General features: G+C 71.2%; 18 protein-coding genes. 9 read left to right on the forward strand and 9 right to left on the reverse strand.

The features are described 5' to 3' along the window. The first annotated feature begins 1 nt into the window (after position 1). The 6 genes from OHS18_RS22915 to OHS18_RS22940 all read left to right on the forward strand — a co-directional run bounded on the left by OHS18_RS22915 (position 2) and on the right by OHS18_RS22940 (position 4,487). Positions 2 to 511 carry a PH domain-containing protein gene (locus OHS18_RS22915; RefSeq protein ID WP_328449445.1) on the forward strand — a complete coding sequence of 170 codons (510 nt, stop codon included), beginning with the start codon at positions 2 to 4 and terminating at the stop codon, positions 509 to 511. Beyond that, positions 508 to 2,055 carry a PH domain-containing protein gene (locus OHS18_RS22920; RefSeq protein WP_328618442.1) on the forward strand — a complete coding sequence of 516 codons (1,548 nt, stop codon included), beginning with the start codon at positions 508 to 510 and terminating at the stop codon, positions 2,053 to 2,055. Before OHS18_RS22915 ends, OHS18_RS22920 begins: the two co-directional genes overlap by 4 nt. A gap of 343 nt (positions 2,056 to 2,398) precedes the next feature. Further along, positions 2,399 to 3,184 (forward strand): IclR family transcriptional regulator, encoded by a 786-nt coding sequence (locus tag OHS18_RS22925; protein WP_328459215.1) that lies wholly within the window; start codon positions 2,399 to 2,401, stop codon positions 3,182 to 3,184. Between the two features lie 43 nt (positions 3,185 to 3,227). After that, positions 3,228 to 3,731: a GNAT family N-acetyltransferase gene (locus tag OHS18_RS22930; protein ID WP_328618443.1), complete on the forward strand. Its 504-nt coding sequence runs from the start codon at positions 3,228 to 3,230 to the stop codon at positions 3,729 to 3,731. A gap of 142 nt (positions 3,732 to 3,873) precedes the next feature. Beyond that, positions 3,874 to 4,071, forward strand: a complete 198-nt coding sequence (locus OHS18_RS22935) for a hypothetical protein (protein ID WP_328449441.1) — start codon at positions 3,874 to 3,876, stop codon at positions 4,069 to 4,071. Next, the gene (locus tag OHS18_RS22940) at positions 4,050 to 4,487 is read left to right on the forward strand and encodes a VOC family protein (protein WP_328449440.1); all 438 of its coding nucleotides are present in this window, start codon (positions 4,050 to 4,052) and stop codon (positions 4,485 to 4,487) included. Before OHS18_RS22935 ends, OHS18_RS22940 begins: the two co-directional genes overlap by 22 nt. Positions 4,488 to 4,546: 59 nt before the next feature. On the opposite strand, the gene OHS18_RS22945 is transcribed toward OHS18_RS22940, so the two are convergent. Together OHS18_RS22945 and OHS18_RS22950 are read right to left on the reverse strand one after the other, a co-directional pair. Beyond that, positions 4,547 to 5,812, reverse strand: coding sequence for an aminotransferase family protein (locus OHS18_RS22945; protein ID WP_328618444.1), 1,266 nt, complete (start codon positions 5,810 to 5,812; stop codon positions 4,547 to 4,549). A gap of 287 nt (positions 5,813 to 6,099) precedes the next feature. Continuing rightward, positions 6,100 to 7,290, reverse strand: a complete 1,191-nt coding sequence (locus tag OHS18_RS22950; protein ID WP_328618445.1) for a CaiB/BaiF CoA transferase family protein — start codon at positions 7,288 to 7,290, stop codon at positions 6,100 to 6,102. Positions 7,291 to 7,444: 154 nt separating this feature from the next. Between OHS18_RS22950 and OHS18_RS22955 the strand changes: the two genes are divergently transcribed. Continuing rightward, positions 7,445 to 9,409, forward strand: a complete 1,965-nt coding sequence (locus OHS18_RS22955) for an NPCBM/NEW2 domain-containing protein (RefSeq protein ID WP_442875409.1) — start codon at positions 7,445 to 7,447, stop codon at positions 9,407 to 9,409. Here the strand turns inward: OHS18_RS22955 and OHS18_RS22960 are convergent. Genes OHS18_RS22960 through OHS18_RS22985 form a run of 6 tightly spaced genes read right to left on the reverse strand, consistent with a single transcriptional unit; the run spans position 9,399 to position 17,508 of the window. Beyond that, positions 9,399 to 10,079, reverse strand: coding sequence for a GntR family transcriptional regulator (locus OHS18_RS22960; RefSeq protein ID WP_328618446.1), 681 nt, complete (start codon positions 10,077 to 10,079; stop codon positions 9,399 to 9,401). The genes OHS18_RS22955 and OHS18_RS22960 overlap by 11 nt on opposite strands. 10 nt (positions 10,080 to 10,089) lie before the next feature. After that, positions 10,090 to 10,875 (reverse strand): SDR family NAD(P)-dependent oxidoreductase, encoded by a 786-nt coding sequence (locus OHS18_RS22965; protein ID WP_328618447.1) that lies wholly within the window; start codon positions 10,873 to 10,875, stop codon positions 10,090 to 10,092. After that, positions 10,875 to 12,575 (reverse strand): hydantoinase B/oxoprolinase family protein, encoded by a 1,701-nt coding sequence (locus OHS18_RS22970; RefSeq protein ID WP_328618448.1) that lies wholly within the window; start codon positions 12,573 to 12,575, stop codon positions 10,875 to 10,877. The genes OHS18_RS22965 and OHS18_RS22970 overlap by 1 nt, the downstream gene beginning before the upstream one ends. A 35-nt stretch (positions 12,576 to 12,610) precedes the next feature. Then, positions 12,611 to 14,644 (reverse strand): hydantoinase/oxoprolinase family protein, encoded by a 2,034-nt coding sequence (locus OHS18_RS22975; protein WP_328618449.1) that lies wholly within the window; start codon positions 14,642 to 14,644, stop codon positions 12,611 to 12,613. A gap of 10 nt (positions 14,645 to 14,654) precedes the next feature. After that, positions 14,655 to 16,286 carry a thiamine pyrophosphate-binding protein gene (locus tag OHS18_RS22980; protein ID WP_328449430.1) on the reverse strand — a complete coding sequence of 544 codons (1,632 nt, stop codon included), beginning with the start codon at positions 16,284 to 16,286 and terminating at the stop codon, positions 14,655 to 14,657. A gap of 43 nt (positions 16,287 to 16,329) precedes the next feature. Next, a complete protein-coding gene (locus OHS18_RS22985) occupies positions 16,330 to 17,508 on the reverse strand; it encodes an NAD(P)/FAD-dependent oxidoreductase (RefSeq protein ID WP_328618450.1) in 1,179 nt (392 codons plus the stop codon). A 96-nt stretch (positions 17,509 to 17,604) separates the two neighbouring features. Between OHS18_RS22985 and OHS18_RS22990 the strand changes: the two genes are divergently transcribed. After that, entirely contained in the window at positions 17,605 to 18,969 is a 1,365-nt protein-coding gene (locus tag OHS18_RS22990) for a WS/DGAT/MGAT family O-acyltransferase (RefSeq protein ID WP_328618451.1), read from the forward strand. Between the two features lie 11 nt (positions 18,970 to 18,980). Here OHS18_RS22990 and OHS18_RS22995 read toward each other — a convergent pair whose 3' ends face one another. Then, the gene (locus OHS18_RS22995) at positions 18,981 to 19,940 is read right to left on the reverse strand and encodes an aldo/keto reductase (RefSeq protein WP_328618452.1); all 960 of its coding nucleotides are present in this window, start codon (positions 19,938 to 19,940) and stop codon (positions 18,981 to 18,983) included. Positions 19,941 to 20,047: 107 nt separating this feature from the next. Here OHS18_RS22995 and OHS18_RS23000 point away from each other — a divergent pair, with 107 nt between their 5' ends. After that, complete coding sequence (locus tag OHS18_RS23000) at positions 20,048 to 20,575, forward strand: ArsR/SmtB family transcription factor (RefSeq protein ID WP_328618453.1); 528 nt, start codon at positions 20,048 to 20,050, stop codon at positions 20,573 to 20,575. The last annotated feature ends 256 nt before the right edge of the window (positions 20,576 to 20,831 follow it).

Below are 20,831 nucleotides of genomic sequence, written 5' to 3' on the forward strand. Positions count from 1 at the left end.
GGTGAGCGAACACACCACGAGTACGGCCCTGCGGCTGCGGCCGCCGGCACACCGGGTCAGCCGCCGGGCCATCGGCTACTGGACGACGACCGCCGCGATCCTCTGGATCGTGCTGATCGGGGTGCAGACGCTCATCGTGGCGACCAGCGACGACGCGCCCGCGTTCCTCGACGTGACGCTGGTGATCTCGTGCGTGCTCGGCCCGCTGCACCTGATCGTGATGCCGCAGTGGCGCTACCGCGTGCACCGCTGGGAGGTCACCGGCGAGGCCGTCTACACGCAGGCGGGCTGGCTGAAGCAGCAGTGGCGGATCGCGCCGGTCTCGCGGATCCAGACCGTCGACATCGAGCGCGACCCGTTCGAGCAGCTCTTCGGGCTGGCGAAGATCACGGTGACGACGGCGTCCGCGGCCGGCCCGCTGCGCATCGCGGGCCTGCGGCACGACCGCGCGCTGGAGCTGGCCGACGAGCTGACGAAGACGACGCAAGCGATCCGGGGGGACGCGACATGAGCAGCACCGCCGACACCGGGACGGCCGTGGTCCGGCCCGCCGAGGGCACGCAGGACGCGCCGTGGCACCACCTCGACCGGCGCATGCTGCTCATCCGGCCGGTGCTGGACCTGGTGAAGTCGCTGCCGGTGCTGCTGGGCGCGTTGCTGTTCGGCCACGGTGAGCCGTGGCAGTGGATCGGCCTGGCCTTCACCGCGATCGCCGTCTTCACCGGCGTCTCGCACGTGCTGACGTCGCGTTACCGGATCACCGAGTCGCAGGTCGAGTGGCACACCGGGCTGCTGCTGCGCAAGCAGCGGGCCATCCCGCGCGACCGGATCCGCACGGTCGACGTCACCTCCGAGCCCAAGCACCGGCTGTTCTCGCTGGCGGCGGCCCGGATCGGCACCGGGCGCCACAACCACGGCAAGGGGCCGAACAAGGACGAGCTGGTGCTCGACGCCGTCACAGTTGCCGAGGCCCAGCGGCTGCGGACGCTGCTGCTGCACCGCAAGGCGCCCGTCGCGGTGGCCGCGGACGCCGCGGACGAGCCCGCCGCGCCGCCGGAGCAGCTGATCGCCGCCGTCGACAAGCGCTGGCTGCGGTACGCGCCGTTCACGCTGTCGGGGCTGGCGGTGGTGGGTGCCGCCGTCGGCACCGTCTACCACTTCGCGCACGAACTGCACTTCGACCCGGTCCAGTTCTCGCTGGTCCGGACGGTCGTCGGGCACTTCGCCGACACCCCGACGTGGCTGAGCGTGGTGCTCGCCGCCGTCGGGCTGCTGGTGCTCGTGTCGGTGCTGTCGGTCGGCGGGTACATCCTGTCATTCTGGAACTTCCGGCTCACCCGCGAGCCCGCCGGCACGCTGCACATCCGGCGCGGGCTGATCACGACGCGCTCGGTGTCGATCGAAGAGGACCGGCTGCGCGGCGTCGAGGTCCGCGAGCCGCTGCCGCTGCGCCTGGCGGGCGGCGCCCGCTGCGTCGCCATCGCGAGCGGCCTGCGTGAAGGCAAGGGCGCGGACAAGAGCGGCGGCCTGCTGCTGCCCCCGGCCCCGGTCGCCCGCGTCCACGAAGTCGTCGCGGCGGTCCTCGGCGAAGACCCCGCGGCGACGCCGCTGGTGCGCCACCCCCGCCGCGCCCTCTACCGCCGGCTGTCCCGCGCGGTGATCGGCGTGCTGGTGCTCGCCGCGGCGCTCTACGCGCTGTCGTGGCTGGGCGCGCTCCCGGACTGGCCGTGGCAGGTGGCCGTGGTGCTGCTGCCGTTCGCGGCCTTGGTGGGCTGGGACCGCTACCGCGGCCTCGGCCACGCGCTGACGGGCCGCTACCTGGTGACGCGCTCGGGCTCGCTGGACCGCGGCACGGCGGTGGTCCGGTGCGACGGCATGACGGGCGTCGTGGTCGAGCGCTCGTTCTTCCAGCGCCGCGCGGGCTTGGTCACGGTGATCGCCCCGGTCGCGGCGGGCAAGGGCCACTACCGCGTCCTGGACGTCGGCGAGACGGACGGGCTGACGCTCGCCGACCGGGCTCTCCCGGGGCTGCTGACGCCGTTCCTCGAACGCTGACCGCTCGGGGACCGAGCCGATCGACGTCGATCTCGTTGTGGGCGGGGAACCGGAACTCGTCCCACCGCAGCTCAGCCACACCGTCACGCCGCCCAGTCCGGCGCACCCGATTTCCGGGTACTACAAACAAAAGCGAGTTCGGCACGTTTCGGTCGATATTCAATTGTCCCCGGGCCGAGGCCGGGCCGGCCGGGTCGACACCGCCGTGACCTGCGAAGCAGTCACACCGCCGGAGCCGCTTGCCGTATCCCGTTGGGAATGCTGGCTTTCGTTTCACGCAACGTGCTAATTTATTCACCCCGTGTGATAGCGAAGGTCGTTTTTGTCCCACCGAGAGGTCATGATGACGCCTGCCGTCAGTCCGGTCGACGGTTCCGCCACCACTTCCCCCCGCCGTACCCCCGGTGCCAGCAGTTCCCGGAAGGTCCTGCAGCTGCTGCTCGCGTTCTCCGAACGCCGGTGGGAGGCCAGCGTCGCCGAGCTGGCCGCCACGATCGGCACCCCGGTCGCGACGACCTACCGCTACGTCGCCCTGCTCAAGGAGCTGCAGCTGCTCGAAGAGGGCACCGCCGGCCACTACCACCTGACCAGCCAGGTGATGCCGCTCGCGCGGGCCGCGCAGCTGGCGAACGACCTCGTCCGGCTGGCCAAGCCGGCCATGGAGGAAGCGGCTCGCGAACTCGGCGAGACCGTGATGCTGTTCCAGCAGTTCGGCGACGCCGCGGTGTGCGCGGACCGCGTCGAGTGCGACCGGGCCATGCGGTTCACCTTCGAGCCCGGGCATTCGGTGCCGCTCGGGCTCGGCGCGTCCGGCAAGATGCTGCTCGCGCTGCTGCCGGAAATCGAACGGGACCGGCGGCTGCCGCCGATCATCGACCAGTACGGCATCGGCGTGCGCGACGAGCTGAAGTTCGCGCAGGAGAACAGGTTCTCGCTCAGTTCCGGGGAAATCGACGAAGGCGTCTGGGCCTGTTCGGTCCCGGTGCCGACGATGGGCAAACGGCCGACCGTGCTGACCATGGCCGGCCCCGCCGCCCGGATCACCGAAAGCGCCCGCGACACCGCGATCACCGCGCTGCAGGGCTACGCGAACCGCATCCAGCGGACGTTTTCGTCGTATTCGCTGTAAAAATCCCGCGCGCCGGAGCGGGCGCGCGAGTAGGAATGCGAAGGTGATCCGGCTCGCGCGCCCCGACGACCTGCCCGTCCTGATCGACATCGAGCGCGAGGCCGGGCGGATCTTCCGCGACCTCGACATGGCCGCGATCGCCGACGACGACCCGGGTTCGGTGGCGGAACTGTCGGTCTACCAGGCCGACAACCGCGCCTGGGTGAGCGTCGACGCCGACGACCGCCCGGTCGCCTACCTCGTCGCGGAGGTCGTCGACGGGCACGCGCACATCGAGCAGGTCTCGGTCCGGCCCGGCCACGCGCGGCGTGGAATCGGCCGCGCGCTCATCGAGACGCTCGCCGTGTGGGCGGCCGAGCGCGGCCTGCCGGCGCTCACGCTCACGACGTTCACCGAGGTGCCGTGGAACGCGCCGTACTACGAGCGGTTGCGGTTCCGGGTCGTCGAGGACGCCGAAATCGGCGACGGGCTGCGTGACATCCGCCGCTCCGAAGCCGCCCGCGGCCTGGACGCCTGGCCGCGCGTGGCGATGATCCGCCCACTCTGACCTGCACAAATGCTCTTTTCTCCCCTACCTGGGGGATCCACTGGCGCGACCAGTCGAACATGTGTTCTACTGTGCGGGCCGGTCCCGGAGGGGGAAGCTCCGCGGGCCGGCCCAATCTTTTCGGGGAGTCTGAGGAGGCAGCGTGGCGGTCAAGATCACCCACCTGACGAACGGCCAGCAAGTGCGTTTCGCGAACGCGGACGGCGCCCGCCGGTACGCCGAGATCATGGGCGGCGGCGTCGACAAGTGGCGGTTCACGGTGGTGCCCGAAGACCTCGCGTTCCGGAAAATGTCGGACTCGGTCGTTAACGTGCCGGTATGGCGTATGACTTCCAGGTGACCGTGGACTCGGCCGACCCGCACGTGCTCGCCGACTGGTGGGCCGAGACGCTCGGCTGGACCGTGGAACCGACCGACGAGAACTTCATCCGCGAGATGATCGCGAAGGGCTACGCGAGCGACGCGGAGACGAAGACGCACAACGGGGCCTTGGTGTGGAAGACGGGTGCGGCCATCCGGCACCCGGACTCTCCACCGGAAGGTCCACCGAAGCGGGTGCTCTTCCAGCTGGTCCCGGAGCCCAAGACCGTGAAGAACCGGCTCCACCTCGACGTCTGGGTCGGCGCGGCCAACGTCGACGCGACGGTGGAGAAGCTGACCACGCGGGGCGCGAAGTTCCTGCACCGCGGGCAGCAGGGGCCGCACAGCTGGGTGACGGTCGCGGACCCGGAGGGCAACGAGTTCTGCGTGTCGTGACACGCAGGGTGAACGGCTCATTCCTGCCGTCGGAGGACAGGAATGAGCCGTTCACCGTTTCAGCGCAGGCGGTCCAGGGCCTTCGGCAGCGCCGTGGCCAGGAGGTCGAGTTCCGGTTCGGCCGCGATCAGCGGCGGCGACACGGCGATCCCGCGGCCGAGGTTGCGCACGATCACACCCTCGTCGCGGCACGCGCGCTGCAGCTTGACCGGGGCGCCCGGGTCGGCGTCCATGACTTCCGCCGTCAGCTCCACCGCGGCGAGGAAGCCCAGGCCGGCGCGGACCTCTTTGACCAGCGGGTGGTCGCTGACACCCGACACGGCGTCGGCGAGCGGCTTCTCGAGTTCGCGGCCGCGCGGGATCAGGCCGTCACGCTCGTAGATGTCCAGCGTGGCGAGGCCCGCCGCGCAGGCGACGGGGTGCCCGGCGTACGTCGCGCCGTGGCGGAAGATCGGGGCGCCGGGCGCGCCGGTGAAGAACGGTTCCGCCACGCGCGGGGCCACGATCAGCGCGCCGAGCGGGATGGTCCCGCCGGTGATGCCCTTCGCCGTCGTGATCATGTCGGGTTGCACCGACCACCGGTCGATGCCGAACCACGTGCCGATCCGGCCCCACGCGGCGATGACGCAGTCCGCGACGAACAGGACGTCGTGGCGGCGGCAGATCTCCGCGACCGCTTCGATGTACCCGTCCGGCGGCAGCAGCACGCCGCCCGCGCCGATGACGGGTTCGCAGAAGAACGCCGCGACGTTGGCCGCGCCCACCCGCTGGATCTCGGCCTCGAGCGCGCCGGCGTCGTCGAACGGAACGTGCGAGAACTCGGGCGGCTGCGGGCCGACGCCGGCCGCGTTGGCCGGGATACCGCCGACGGCCGTGCCGAACCCGTGCGTGCCGTGGTACCCCTGCGTCCGGCCGATGACGTGCACCTTCTCCGGCCGCCCGGTCTGCGCGAAGTAGGCGCGCGCGAGCTTCACGGCGGTGTCGATGACGTCCCCGCCACCGGAGCCGAAGAACACCTTCGACCCGGGGGTCGGCGCGAGCTCGGCGACGCGGTCGGCCAGCTCGATCGCCGGCTCGTTCGCGTTGTAGCCGAACAGGTTGTACGAGTCGAGCGCCCGCAGCTGCTTGCCGACGGCCTCGGTGATCTCCGGCCGCCCGTGCCCGAAGTTGGCGTACCAGAGCGACGCGGTGGCATCGAAGTACCGCCGCCCGGCGTCGTCCCAGACGTAGGAGCCCTCACCGCGGGTGATGACCATCCGATCCCCGTCGACGGCCCCCATATCGGCAAACGGGTGCCAGAGGGCGTGCTTCGGCTGTGCTGACATCGGTCCTCCTCAGGTCGCGCCCTCATCCTTACCAGGGCGAAGCAATGAGCGCGAACACTCCATCGTGCACAGTTCGGCGGTCCGGACTGGCCGGAACGGCACCACAACCTGTAACAACGACGCCGCTTGGCCGACCAACCGCGGGGCTTCCGCCGCCCCCAGCGGCAGGCGCAGACCAGCCCCGGCGGGGTTCGCGGTGCCGGCCCTCGGCACCGTCGCGTGGTGGTTCCTCCGGCAAAGGCTGCACGTGGCCCGACCCGGTCCTCGCGTCCGGCACGAACTGAGCCTCACCCCAGGAACTCCGCGATCTCCGCTTCCGAATAACCCAGCTCCGCCAGCACCTCCGAAGTGTGCTGCCCCAGCGTCGGCGGCGCGGACGTCGGCCGCGCCGGTGTATCCGAAGCCTTCACCGGGAACCCGGTGCCCACGTACGTCCCCACCGTCGGGTGCGGCAACCGCACCACCTGGTCACGCGCGGCCGTCCACGGGTCCGCGTACACGTCGTCGATCTGGTTGATCGGAGCCGCCGGGATGCCCGCCGTGTCGAAGGCCTTCAGCCAGTCCGCCGCCGCGCGGGTCCGCAGCACCGGCTCCAGCAGCGCGTTCAGCGCATCCCGGTGCGCCGCGCGCGCGGCGTTCGAAGAGAACCGGGGGTCCGATGCGATGTCCAAGCCGAGCACCCCGCAGAACGCGTGCCACAGCTTTTCGCTGCCCACCGCGATGATCAGCCAGCCGTCGGAGACGTGGTACGCCTGATACGGGACGATGCTCGGGTGCGCCGAGCCCATCCGGCGCGGCCGCGGGGTGTCGTAGAAGTGCGCGCCCGCCGCGTAGGTGTGCCACGCCAGCTGACTGTCCAAAAGGGACACGTCGAGGTACTGGCCGCGGCCGGTGGTGTGCCGGGCCTGCAGCGCCATCAGCACGGCGATGATCGCCCACGTCCCGGCGTTGAGGTCGGCCACCGGCAGCCCGACCTTCGCCGGCGGGCCGTCGGGCTCGCCGGTCAGCGACATGACGCCGCCGAGGGCCTGCGCGACCAGGTCGTAGCCCGCGCGGTCGCGGTAGGGCCCGGTCTGGCCGAACCCGGTGATCGACACGTGGATCAGCCGCGGGTTCACCGCCGCCAGCGCGGTGTAGTCGATCCCCCACTTCTCCAGCGTCCCCGGCCGGAAGTTCTCGACGAGCACATCGGCGCCGGCGACCAGCCGGCGCAGCGCGTCCCGGCCGCGGTCGCTCTTGAGGTCGAGGACGATCCCGCGCTTGTTCCGGTTCGCCGCGAGGTAGTAGACGGCCTCGTCGCCGACGAACGGCGGGCCCCAGCCGCGGGTGTCGTCGCCGTGGCCCGGCGGCTCGACCTTGACGACGTCGGCGCCCATCTCGCCGAGGTACTGCGTGCAGTACGGCCCGGCGAGGATGCGGGAGAGGTCGACGACCTTGATCCCGTCCAGCGGCCGGAATCCGTCAGGGGCAGGGGGCATCAACGGCTCCTCGTCGGGCTCGGCGGCGTCCGCCCCTTTCTACCTCGCGCTCTCGGGAAATGGATTTCCTACCAACGGACCTAGACGGCGATCACTCCCATCGTGTTGATTGTTGATCGAGTCTGTGCAGAGTTGCGCACTCCTGGAGGGAACGATGCGTCGTCTTGTTGGAATGGCGGCCACGCTGGCCGTCTGCGCCACGCTGGTCACGGTCACGCAAGCCGCGGCCGCGGAACCCCGGTACTTCGCCGCCCAGCGCGTCGGCGACCGGCCGCCGATGGGCTGGAACAGCTGGAACAAGTTCGGCTGCGACATCAACGAAGACCTGATCCGCGGCGCCGCCGACGCGCTCGTGTCGTCCGGCATGAAGGACGCGGGTTACCAGTACGTCAACATCGACGACTGCTGGGCCGAACAGAACCGCACGGCCGACGGCAAGCTCGAACCCAACCACGAGAAGTTCCCGCACGGCATCAAGGCTCTCGCCGACTACGTCCACGGGCTCGGCCTCAAGCTCGGCATCTACACCAGCGCCGGCACGCTGACCTGCCAGAAGACCATGCCCGGCGCGCTCGACCACGAGGAGGCGGACGCGCAGTCGTTCGCCGACTGGGACGTCGACTACCTCAAGTACGACAACTGCAACAACCAGGGCCGCCCGGCGATCGAGCGCTACACCAAGATGGGCGACGCGATCGCGAAGACCGGCCGCCCGATGATCTACGCGCTCTGCGAATGGGGCGAGAACGACCCGTGGACCTGGGGCCGCGACGCCGGCGCGCAGCTGTGGCGCACCACCGGCGACATCAGCGACAACTGGGGCAGCATGACCGGCATCCTCGACCAGCAGGTCGGCCTGGAGAAGTACGCCGGCCCCGGCGGCTGGAACGACCCGGACATGCTCGAGGTCGGCAACGGCGGCATGACCGACGCCGAGTACCGCTCGCACTTCTCGCTCTGGGCGCTGCTGAACGCGCCGCTGCTGGCCGGGAACGACCTGCCCGCGATGTCGGCGGCGAACAAGAAGATCCTGGAGAACAAGGACGTCATCGCGCTGGACCAGGACTGGGCGGGCACGCAGGGCCACAAGATCCGCGACGACGGCGACACCGAGGTCTGGGCCAAGCCGATGTCCGACGGCTCGGCCGCGGTCGTGCTGTTCAACCGCGGCCCGGCGAGCGCGGCGATGAGCACGACGGCGAAGGACCTCGGCCTCAAGGCGCGCGACTACCGCGTCCGCGACCTCTGGAACGGCACCGAAACCGAGACCGCCGGCACTCTCCGGGCCGCCGTGCCGTCCCACGGCTCGGCCGTGTTCCGCGTCTGGCCGGCCACCCACCCGGCGGCCGCGCCGCTGACGACGCTGGCCCTGCCGAGCCCGGACTACGTGCCCGCCGACCGGCCGCTGACGACGACGCTGAAGGTGACCAACGACGGCAGCACGCCGATCGCGGACGTCCGCACCAGCGTCACGGCACCCGCGGGCTGGAAGCTGGCCGGGCCCGGCACGTTCACGGTGCCGGTCGTCCTGCCCGGGAAGAGCTGGCAAAAAGCGGTCACCTTCAAGCCCGTCGCTCCCACCGGCGATCACGTCACGCTCACCGCGAAGGCGAGCTACCTGACCCTGTGGGGCAAGCGCAACCTGGCGTCGGAAGGCACGTCGCCGCTCGTCTCGCGGCCGGCGGCGGGGACGACGGCGTTGTCGAAGGCTCCGTGGATGTCATCCGACAACGGCTGGGGCCCGGTCGAACGCGGCACGAGCAACGGCGAGGCCCAAGCGGGTGACGGCCACAAGATCACCATCGCCGGCACCGGCTACGACGACGGGATCGGCGCCCACGCCCCGTCGAGCGTGCGGATCTACGTCGGCGCGGGCTGCACGTCGGTCAGCACGCTGGTCGGCCTGGACGACGAGAACTCCGGTGGCAGTGTGGGGTTCCGTCTCCTCGGGGACGGCAAGGAGCTGGCCGCCACCGGCGTCATGCACCCCGGAGACAAGGCTCAGCCCCTGACCGCGCAGCTCTCCGGCGTCCAGGTCCTGGAGCTGTCGGTGACCGACGGCGGCGACGGCAACACCAACGACCACGCCGACTGGGCGAACGCCACGATCACCTGCTGAGGTCGATGAGCCAGGCTTCGGCGTCGCGGAGGTAGCGGTCCAACGCAGCCTCCGCGACGTCGAACCGGCCACCGCGCAAGTCGTTCAGGATCTGCTCGTGGCACTCGAGGAACGGCTCGTAGAACTCGCGGGTGTTCTCGTTGAGCACGAAGAACAACCGGGTTTCGGCGAGGACCTGGCGCATCGTGGCGGAGATCCGTTCACTGCCGGCGAGATCGGCGAGCGCCTGGTGGAAGTGGATGCTCGCGGTGCCGACCGCCGGCCAGTCCTCGGCTTCCGCGGCCGCGCGCCCGTCCCGCAACGCGCCCTCGGCCGCCGTCAGGTCCACAGTGGATCGTTCGGCCGCGCGGCGCAGGGCACCACATTCGGTGGCCCGGCGCACGACGTAGAGGTCTTCGATGTCCTCAGTGGTCAGTTCGCGCACGAACACACCGCGGTTCAGCTCGTGCACGGCCAGCCGTTCGTGGGCCAGCAGCTGGAACGACTCGCGCAGTGTGTTGCGCGAGACGCCCAGCGCCGAGCTGATCACCGGCTCGGAAAGCCGTTCACCGGGGGCGAAGACGCCGTCGGTGATGTACTGGCGCAGGATCGCGGCCACCCGCTCGGCCGTGCCGCTGCGCGCGAGCAGGTGCCGCTCGCGCTCCAGCCCCGAGGCGTCCACAGTGGACATCGGGACTCCGTTACCTGACGCCGAGTTCGAAGTCGAGGCTGTACCGGTTGCCCGGCATCGCCCCCGCGGCCTTCGCGCCGTCGATCGGCAGCACGACGCCGTTGATGAAGCGCGACTCGTCACTGGCCAGGAACACCACGGCCTTCGCGACTTCCCACGCCTCGCCGACGCGAGCGGCCGGCGTGCTCGCGACGAGCTGGTGCTGCTTGGTCTCGAACTCCTCCGGGGACGCGAGCGTGCCGCGCAGCATGTCGGTGTCGATCGCGCCCGGGTTCACCGTGTTGGCGCGGATGCCCTGGTGCGCGTGGGCGACGGCGATCGACTTCGTCAGCCCGACCAGCGCGTGCTTGGTGGCGTTGTAGACCGGGTCGCCGGGGCGGCCCATCACGCCGCCGTTCGACGACGTCGTGACGATGCTGCCCGCCTTGCGCTCGAGCATGTGCGGCAGCACGGCGCGGGTGCCCAGGAACGCCGCCCGCACGTTGAGCGCGAAGATGTCGTCGAAGTCGGCCAGTGTCGTGTCGACCAGCGGCTTGCCGAGGTGGCCGCCGACGTTGTTGAACAGCACGTCGATCCGGCCGGTTTCGGCGATGACGCCGTCGACGAACGCGCCGACCTGGTCCTCGTCGGTGGCGTCCACTATGGAGTGCCGATAGCCCTCCAGGGACTCGGCGGGCTCGCGGATGTCCGACGCGAACACCGTCGCGCCCTCGGCGAGGAACTCCTTCACCGTGGCGAGGCCGATACCCCGCGCGCCGCCGAAGACGACCGCCACCTTGCCGGCCAACCGACCCATCACTTACCCGCTCTCAGTCGTGCTGTCTGCTCTTCGTCCACCGCGTAGTCCTCCGGCAGCCGGACGAGTGTGTCCGGTTCCCCGAGGTACCGCACTTCGACGCCGTACACCTCACGCGCCGCCGCCGCCGAGACGTACCCTTCGACGACGTCCGCGAGCACGGCCGTCACCGGCCGTTCGCGCGGCGGCCCGTAACCGCCACCGCCGGGGAGCGTGACGTCCACAACGGACTCCGCGGCGAGGGTAACGCGGCTCTTCGCCGGCAGATCGGGCCCGTCGCGCAAGCCGAACCGTCCGGGTGAGCCCGCACCGCCACCGTCCACACCGGACGCCGCCGCCCGCACGCGGTCGACGTTCCCGTTGACACTCCAGGAATCCACGGCGTGTGCCACCATCGTGGTCACCTGTCCGAGGCCGCCGCGCCGGCGCCCGGGGCCGCCGGAATCCACCCGCAGCACCCGTTCGGACTGCACGAGCGGCGCCATGGTCTCGATGACCTCGGTCGGCGTCGAGCGCAGACCGCTCGGGAAACCCGTGGTGTTCAGGCCGTCCTTGTCCGCCCGCGCGCCCATGCCGCCGGTCTGGAAGACGTTGAGCATGAACCCGGGGCCGCGCCAGATGGTCATCCACAGCGCGTCCGCGCTCGGCGCGAGCGCCGCGCCGGGCAGCGCGCCGATCAGCAGCGACGGCAGGAAGTGCCCGATCAGGTGCCGTGACGCGACCGGCGCCGGCGGCCGGCAGTTCAGCACCGACCCCTCGGGCGCGGTCACGTGCACCGGCCGGAACGACCCGGCGTTGTGCGGCACCTCCGGCGAGATCGCCGCCTTGACCGCGAACGACGCGTACGCCCGGGTGTAGTTCAGGACGACGTTGATCCCGCGCCGGCTCTGCGGCGACGAACCCGCGAAGTCGAGGTGGATCTCGTCACCGTCCACAGTGGCCGTGACACGCAGGACGATCTCTTCGTCGTCGAAGCCGTCGGTGACGATTTTGTTGGTGTAGGTCCCGTCCGGTAGCTCCCGCAGCGCGTCCCGCAGGGCGTTCTCCGAGCGGTTCATGATCTCGGCGGCGACGTCGTCGAGCGTGTCGAGCCCGAACTCGTCCAGCAGCCGCACCAGGCTCGCCGCGCCGACCTCGTTGCCGGTGACCTGCGCGTACAGATCGCCGATGGTCTCCTCCGGCGTGCGGACGTTGGCGCGGATCAGCCGTTCCAGGTCGGTGTTGACCTCGCCCGCGCGCAGGAACTTGAGGATCGGCAGCCGGAGGCCTTCCTCGAAGACCTCGTGCGCTTCGGCGGACACCAGCCGGCCGCCGATGTCGGGCGCGTGACAGCACGACGCGAACCACGCGACCAGCCGGCCGGCCCGGAACACCGGCGTCGCGACGGTGATGTCGTTGATCTGCCCGGCGGTCTGCCACGGGTCGTTGGTGAACAGCACGTCACCGGGTTCGAGCTGCTCCGGCGGGTAGGCGGCGACGAAGTGGTGCATGCCGGTGGCCATCGCGTTGATGTGGCCGGGCGTGCCGCCGACGGACTGGCCGATCATCTCGCCGCGGGAGTCGAACACCGCGCACGCCAGGTCGAGCGATTCGCGGACGACGGCGGAGAAGGCCGTGTTGACCAGCGCGTTCTGCTGTTCGGCGAGGATCGAGTGCAGCCGGTTGCCGAACAGCCCGACGAGGATCGGGTCGGTGCCCATTGCCGCCTCCGCGGGAGGGAGTGCGTCGGCGGGGCTCACGCCGTCACCTCCAGCGCGGCGTCCTCGCGAACGACGCAGTGCGCGCCTGGTGGGACGACCACAGTGGACTCGCGTTCCTCCACGATGGCCGGTCCGTCGACCCGGACACCGGGTTCGAGCCGGTACCGGTCGAACACAGCCGTGTCGACAAAGCCGCCCGCCGCCGGGAAGTAGGCCTTGCGGGTGCCCTTGCGTGCGGCACCGGACGTCTCACGCCCGGCCAGCCGGAGGCTGACGTCCGGAGCTGGACCGCTGGAGACGACCCGCCAGTTCAGCACCTCGACGCCGACGTCGGGCCCGGAGCGCCGGTACAGCGCGCGGTAGGTGCGCGTGAACTCGTCGATCAGGGTGTCCGGCCAGCTGCCGTCGTGGACCGGGACGCGGATCTCGTAACCCTGTCCGGCATAACGCATTTCGGCGATCCGCCGGTGCGTCACACCGTCCACACCAGACTTTGCGAGCAGCGCCGCGCCTTCGGCCTCCATCTCGGCGAACAGGGCGTCGACCTGGTCCCACGACAGATCGAGCACGGCCGCGCGGGCCGACCGGACGAAGTCGAACGCCAGCGGCGCGGTCAGGAACCCGGCCGCGCTGAGCACCCCCGCGGCCGGCGGCGCGACGACCGATGGCGCCCCTAGCGCGCGGGCGACCCCCACGCCGTGCACCGGGCCCGCGCCGCCGAAGGTGTACATCGGCAGCCGCGCGGGATCCTGGCCGCGTTCGACGGCGTGCACGCGCGCGGCGTTCGCCATGTCCTCGTTGACACTCGTGTGGATGCCCCACGCGGCCTCTTCGACGCTGACGCCGAGCGGCTCGGCGATGCGCTCGCGGATGGCCGTCCGCGCGGCCTCTCGATCCAGGCCCATGTCGCCGCCGAGGAAGTACCCCGCGTCGAGGTAGCCGAGCACCAGGTCGGCGTCGGTGACCGTGGGCTCGCTGCCGCCGCGGGCGTAGCAGGCCGGGCCGGGTTCGGAGCCGGCCGAGTCGGGGCCGACGGTCAGCAACCCCAGCGCGTCGATCCGGGCGATCGACCCGCCGCCGACACCGATCTCGATCATGTCGACGACCGGCACCTGCACCGGCAGCCCGGAGCCGGGCAGCAGCCGGTACTTCCGGTCCACTTCGAACTGGTGCGTCACCAGCGGCGCGCCGCCGGCGATCAGGCAGAGTTTCGCCGTCGTGCCGCCCATGTCGAAAGCCAGCAGGTCCGCCGGGCCGATCGCGGCCGCCGCCAGCGCACCCCCGGCCGGGCCGGATTCGAGGATCCGGATCGGGTGCCGGGCCGCGGTGTCCACAGTGGCCAGACCGCCGTTGGACAGCATGATGTGCGGCGCGCCGGCGACACCGAGCCGGCGCAGCCGGAGTTCGAGATCGCGCAGGTACCGCTCGGTGAGGTCCTGGACGTAGACGTTCGCGACCGTGGTCGACGCGCGCTCGAACTCGCGGATCTCGGGCACGACCTCCGACGACAGCGCGACCCGCAGGCCGGGCGCGACGTCGGCGAGGACCTCGGCCGCACGCCGCTCGTGGGCCGGGTTGGTGAACGCGTGCAGGAAGCAGATCGCGACGGCGTCGATCCCCCGGCCGGCCAGCTCGCGGCCGAGCCGGGCGACGTACGCCTCGTCGAGTCCGATGTGGACGGAACCGTCGGCGAGGATCCGCTCCGGGACGTCGAAGCGCAGGTGCCGCGGGACCAGCGGCTCGGGCAGTTCGATGAGCAGGTCGTACAGCTCGTACCGGTGTTCGCGCCGCATTTCCAGGACGTCGCGGAACCCGGCGGTCCCGAGCAGCGCGGTGCGCGAGCCCTTGCGCTCGATCAGCGCGTTCGTCACGAGCGTCGTCCCGTGCACGACCTGCTCGACGTCGCCGGCGGCGATCCCGGCGTCGGCGAAGAGCGCGGCCAGGCCCTCCTCGACCGCGCGGGCCGGCTCGTCGTGCGTGGTCAGCACCTTGCCGACGGCGACGATCCCGGCGCCGTCCACCGCGCAGAGATCGGTGAACGTGCCGCCGATGTCGACACCGATCCTCATCTGCCGTTCCTCATCCGGCGGCCTTCCGGTACCACCGCGGCGAGGAGTTCAGCGGCGGCTTCAGCTTGGCCTTCACGACCAGCACGTTCGGCTCGTCCGACTCGACGAACTCGCCGAGCAGCCGCCGGAACGCGCGCCCGAAACCGGAGACGCGGTCGGCGTGCACGCCGAAGGAGCGCGCCAGGCCGACGAAGTCCGGGCTGTCCCAGTCGACCCCGCGCCGCGGCAGCCCTTCGCGCTCTTGGTCGTAGCGCAGCATGCCGTAGCCGCCGTCGTCGACCAGGACGACCGTGACCGGCAGCTGTTCCTGCGCGAGCGTCGCGAGATCACCGCAGGCGTAGAGGAAACCGCCGTCGCCGGTGATGCAGATGGCGCGGCCGACCCCCGCCGCGGCGGCGCCGAGCGACGCCGGGAAGCCGTAACCGAGGGTGCCCCAGCCCATCGGGTAGGCGAGCTTGCGCGGCGCCCGCACCCGGTGGAAGCCGCCGACCCAGTAGCCCGCGACGCACATGTCGGACACCAGCACCGCGTCCGTCGGCAACACCTCGTCCAAAGTGGACAGGAAGTCGTAGGCCTGCGGCTCTTCCTCGCGGATGCGCTGGCGCACCCGGCGGCCGATGCCGGCCAGCCGCAGCGTGATGTCGTCGAGACCCGCCCGCTGCTTCGGCAGCAGGCGCTCGACGATCGCGCGCGCGTCACCGACCAGCGTCAGGTCCGGCGGGTAGTTCTTGGCGGCGTCGTCGGCGTCGACGTTGATCGCGATGAGCGTGGGCGGCTGGGGCATCAGCCAGTTCTGCGTCATCAGGCCGTCGAAGTCGGTGCCGATGGCGAGCACGACGTCGGCCTCGTCCCACAGCTCGCCGACCTCCGGCGTGTGCACCGGGTTCGGCGCCAGGCACGGGTGGTCGAGCGGCAGTAGGCCGCGGGCGGCGAACGTGGTGATCACCGGCGCGGCCAGCTTCTCGGCGAGCGCGCCGATGGCCGCGCCCGCGCCCGAGCGCAGCGCGCCGCCGCCGGCCCAGATCAGCGGGTGCTGCGCGTCGGACAGCAGCGCTTCCGCTCGCGCGAGGTCGGGGACGTCGCTCTCGGGCTTGCGGTGCGGCGCGGGCGGACGCCGGTGCGGCACCTCTTCGCGCAGGTAGTCGGTCGGCACGCCGAGGTACACCGGGCCGCTCTGCGGTTGCAGCGCGAGCCGGGCGGCGCGGTGCACGGTGGTGCCGATCTGGTCGGCCGCGCGGACGGTGAAGCCGCCCTTGGTGATCGGCGCGAACATCGCCTGCTGGTCCGACGTCTCGTGCAGCACGCCGCGCACGACGCCGGGACGTCGCAGCGTCGAGGGGATGTCCGTGGCGATGACCAGCACCGACGCGGCGGAAGCCATGGCCTCGCCGACGGCGCCGAGCGTGTTGGCGGCGCCGGGCCCGGTGGTCACCAGCGCGACGCCGAGCTTCCCGGTGGCGCGGGCGTAACCGTCGGCGGCGTACCCGGCCGTCTGTTCGTGGCGGACGCCGATGATCTTGATGCCGGTCTCGGCGAACGCCTCCCACAACGGCAGGTTGTGCACCCCGGGCAGGCCGAAAACGAGCTCCGTACCCAGCGATTTCAACGCGTCCGCCAGCTCCCGCGCACCACTCACAGCCACGGCCCGGATACTGCCAGATCGTTGAACGATCTGGCAATCGCCCCTAGACGATGTTGTGCTCGGCCGGTGCGCTACCGGCCGCCGCGAACCGGCGGACATCCAGCTCGGCGACGTCGATCGCCGTCGGCCGGCCCAGGTAGAGGTCCCGGATCAGCTCGCCGGTGGCCGGACCCATCTGGAAGCCGTGGCCGGAGAAGCCGGTCGCGTAGAAGAACCGCGACAGGAGGACGCTTTCCCCGATGATCTGGTTGCGGTCCGGCGTCATCTCGTACAACCCGGCCCACGCCGTGCGGATGCCGGCGTCCAGCACGGCCGGGATCCGGCGCCCGGCCAGCTCGGCCAGCCGCGGCAGCCACTCGCCCGCCTCGTAGCGGGTGCCGAAGCCGGGGAAGCCGTCGTCCTCGCAAAAGGACATCGCCAGACCTGCGCCTTCGCGGTGGAAGTAGAACGCCGAGGGCATCTCGATGGTCAGCGGCACCGACTCCGGCAACCCGGGCACCGGACCGGTGAACACGACCTGGCGCCGGAACGGGCGCACCGGCAGGTCCAGCCCGGCCAGCGCGCCGACCCGGCCCGACCACGCACCCGCCGCGCACACCACCGCGCCGGTCCGGACGAACCCCGCCGTCGTGCGCACGCCGGTCAGCACGTCGCCGTCGCGTTCGATCCCGGTCACCTCGACGCCGGTCCGGAGCTGCGCGCCGCGGGCGCGTGCAGCTCTGGCGTACCCCTGCACGACCGCGTCCGGCGTCGCCTTCGCGTCGTCCGGCGACCAGAGCGCCGCGACGACGCCGTCCGGTTCGAGCAGCGGGAGGACGTCCCGCACCTCCGAGGGGTCGAGCAGGTAGCTCCGGACGCCGTACTCGCGCTGCAGCTCCGCGCAATGTCCGATTGCGGGCACGTCCGCCGGATCGGTGATCAGGTACAGGTAGCCGTCGCGGCGGAAGTCGATCTCGGTGCCGAACCGCTCCCGGAACGCGCTGTACTCGGCGAGCCCGCGCAGCCCCAGCTCGACGTTCACGGGCTTGGTGAACGACGACCGGATGCCGCCCGCGGCCTTCGCCGTCGAGCCCTCACCCAGGCCGTCGCGCTCCAGCAGCAGGACGTCGACGCCGGCCTCGGCCAACCGGAACGCGCAGCTCACCCCGATCACCCCGCCGCCGATCACCACGACTTCGGCCATCTGTGGCAGGGACGTTTCCCCGGCGCTGCGGACGGTCATACTCGCCAATGTAGAACGTGATCCACCGGTGGCACCCGAACGCGTAGAGTCGGCCCACCGGGGCAGCGACGCTCCGCGCGCGGAAGGTGGTACCCGATGCCGATGATGCCGGTGACCGACTCGATGTTCCTCCTGGTGGAGTCGCGCGAGCACCCGATGCACGTCGGCGGTCTGCAGCTGTTCAAGAAACCGGACGGCGCCGGCCCGGACTACCTGAGCGGCATCCGCCGGAACCTGCTCGAATCGGACAACATGCGGCCGATCTTCCGCCGCCGCCCGGCGCGTCCGGTGAACACGCTCGGGCACGTCGCCTGGTCGACCGACGCCGAGCTCGAGCTCGACTACCACTTCCGGCACTCCGCGCTGCCGCAGCCGGGCCGGATCCGCGAACTGCTGGAGCTCGCCGGCCGCTGGCACGGCACCCTGCTCGACCGGCACCGGCCGCTGTGGGAGATCCACCTCGTCGAAGGCCTGGCCGACGGCCGGTTCGCCGTCTACACCAAGGTCCACCACGCGCTGATGGACGGCGTCTCGGCGCTGCGCCACCTGCAGGGCACGCTGTCGGACGACCCGTCGGACATGGACTGCCCGCCCTGGTGGGGCACCCGGCGCAAACCGGGCGAAGGCCGCACCCGGAGCCCGCGGTCGCTGCTGGACACCGCCGGCAAGACGGTCAACCAGATCGCGAGCCTGGCGCCGGCGGCGGTGAAGGTGGCGCGGGAGGCGTTCGGCGAGCACACGGTGACCCTGCCGGGCCAGGCGCCGCGGACGATGTTCAACGTGCCGATCGGCGGCGCGCGCCGGTTCGCGGCGCAGTCGTGGTCGCTCGACCGCGTGCGGCAGGTGGCCAACGCGGCGGGGGTGTCGCGCAACGACGTCGTGCTCGCGATGTGCTCGGGCGCGCTGCGGGACTACCTCATCGAGCAGCGCGCGCTGCCGGACGCGCCGATGATCGCGATGGTGCCGGTTTCGTTGCGCCGCAAGACCGATCCGGGTGAGGCGACCGGCAACAACATCGGCGCGCTGCTGTGCAACCTGGCCACCGACCTGCCGGACGCGGGCAAGCGCCTCGGCACGATCCACCAGTCGATGCGCAACGGCAAGCGGCTGTTCTCGGAGCTGACGCCGTTGCAGACGCTGCTGCTCTCCGGGATCAACGTGGCGCAATTGGGCGTTTCGCCGATACCCGGCGTCGTGAACAACACGCGGCCTCCGTTCAACCTGGTGATCTCGAACGTGCCCGGCCCCCGCAAGCAGATGTACTGGAACGGCGCGCAGCTCGACGGCATCTACCCCGCGTCGGTGCTGCTCGACGGCCAGGCCGTCAACATCACGCTGACCAGCAACGGCGACAACCTCGACTTCGGCATCACCGGCTGCCGCCGCAGCGTGCCGCACCTGCAGCGCATCCTGACGCACCTCGACACGGCGCTGGTCGAGCTGGAAGCCGCCGTCAAGTAGTCCGAAGCGGACTAGGCGACCCCCTCCGGCGCGGCCCCGGCGATCTGCACGGCGTCGGTGGTGATGCGGTCGATCTCGGCCAAGTCATCGGACGTCAACGTGATGTCGGCGGCGGCGAGACTTGCCTCGATGTGCCGCGGGTTCCGCGCCCCGACGATGGCGGCGTGCACCCCGGGCCGGGCGAGCGTCCAGGCGATGGCGAGCTGGCTGACAGCGACGTCCCGCTGGGCGGCGAAGGCCTGGAGTTCGTCGACGATCTTGAGGTTGCGGCGCAGGTTGTCGCCCTGGAACGCACTCGACCGCGACCGCCAGTCGGTGGTTTCGAAGGTGCTGTCCGGAGTGAACGCGCCGGTCAGCAGGCCGCTGCCGAGCGGGCTGTAGACGAACACGCCGATGTCGTGCTCGCGAGCGTAGGGCAGCGGGTCGGTCTCGATATCGCGGCGAAACAGGTGGTAGGGCGGCTGGAGCGTCTCGGCCGGCCGCGTCTTGTCGAACTCGGCCAGCTGCGCGGAGCCGTAGTTGGAGACGCCGACGTGCCGGACCTTGCCGGCGTCGACGAACTCCTGCAGCAGCCCGGCGACGTCCGCTGCCGGAGTGTCGGGGTCGGGCCAGTGCACCTGGTAGACGTCGATGTGGTCGCGCGCGAGGTTGCGCAGGCTCTCGTCGAGACCCCGGGTGAGCCATGCGCGCCGGGAGTCGCGGGGTCGTTCGGCCCGCGGGTTGATGCCGCCCTTGGTGGCGACGACGACGTCCTCGGCTCCCCGCAGCGCCCGCCCGAGCAGCACCTCGGACCGGCCGCGGCCGTACGCCTGAGCCGTGTCGAAGAAGTTCACACCGAGCGCGCGGGCGTGGTGGATCGCCGCGATCGCGGTGTCTTCGTCGAAGGCGCCCCAGTCGCCGCCGAGCTGCCAGGTGCCGAAGGCGATCTTCGAGACTTCGAGACCGCTGCGACCCAAGATCGTCGTACGCATGAGTCCAGCACAGCACAGACGTCGGACCACTGCACCGATCTTCCCGGCGAGCGAAACCCCCAAATAACTCTTTGACAGTTGCGGCCGCGTCCCCGAAACTCGGGAGCATGTCCCTCGACGACCTCCGGGTCCTGGCCCACCCGCTGCGCATGCGCATCCTCTCGCTGCTGACGGGCACGGCGATGAGCGCGGCGGAGGCGGCCCGCGAGCTGGGCGAAACCCAGGCGAACATCAGCTACCACTTCCGCCGCCTGCACGACGCGGGCCTGCTGGACGTCGCGGAGGAAGTCCGCATCCGCGGCGGCCGCGCGAAGCGCTACCGCCACGACCCGGACTCCGGCCGGCGTCTCACCTCCCGCGACCCGGTCGAGGAACAGATGCTGACGAGGGCGATCGCGAGCGAGCTGCTGCGCCGGGCGGAGTCCCGCGCGTCGGGCCGCCCGGCATCCCTGTCGGACGCGGAGCTGTGGCTGGCCCCGGAGGTGTGGTCGGAGCTGCTGGCGCGGGTGAAGGAGGTGAGCCACGAACTCCACACCGCGGCGCAGGCGCCCAGGACGCCGGGGACGGTCCGGGTCAGCGTGAGCATGGCGCTGTTCGAGCTGACGCCGGGGGAAACGCCGGAGGAGCCGCAATGAGCACTCCGCTGTGCGCGCCGGGGTTGGCGACCGCGGGGAATCGCTGTGTGCACCTTGCTTTCGGCCATCATCGCAGGTCTATCCGAGCCGACCCCGATCATGCCGCCGGCGGAGGAATCGCGATGAGTGCTCTGCTGCTCGCGAGCCCCGCCGTGGTGCCGTTCGGGTCGCCCCCGTGCACCGCAGTAGTCGCCCGTTCTCGTGCTGACCTCGGCCATGTCACCAGCGAAGAGAACCCTGATTCTCGCCGACGCCT

The sequence above is a fragment of the Amycolatopsis sp. NBC_00355 genome (genome assembly GCF_036104975.1).
Lineage (GTDB): Bacteria > Actinomycetota > Actinomycetes > Mycobacteriales > Pseudonocardiaceae > Amycolatopsis.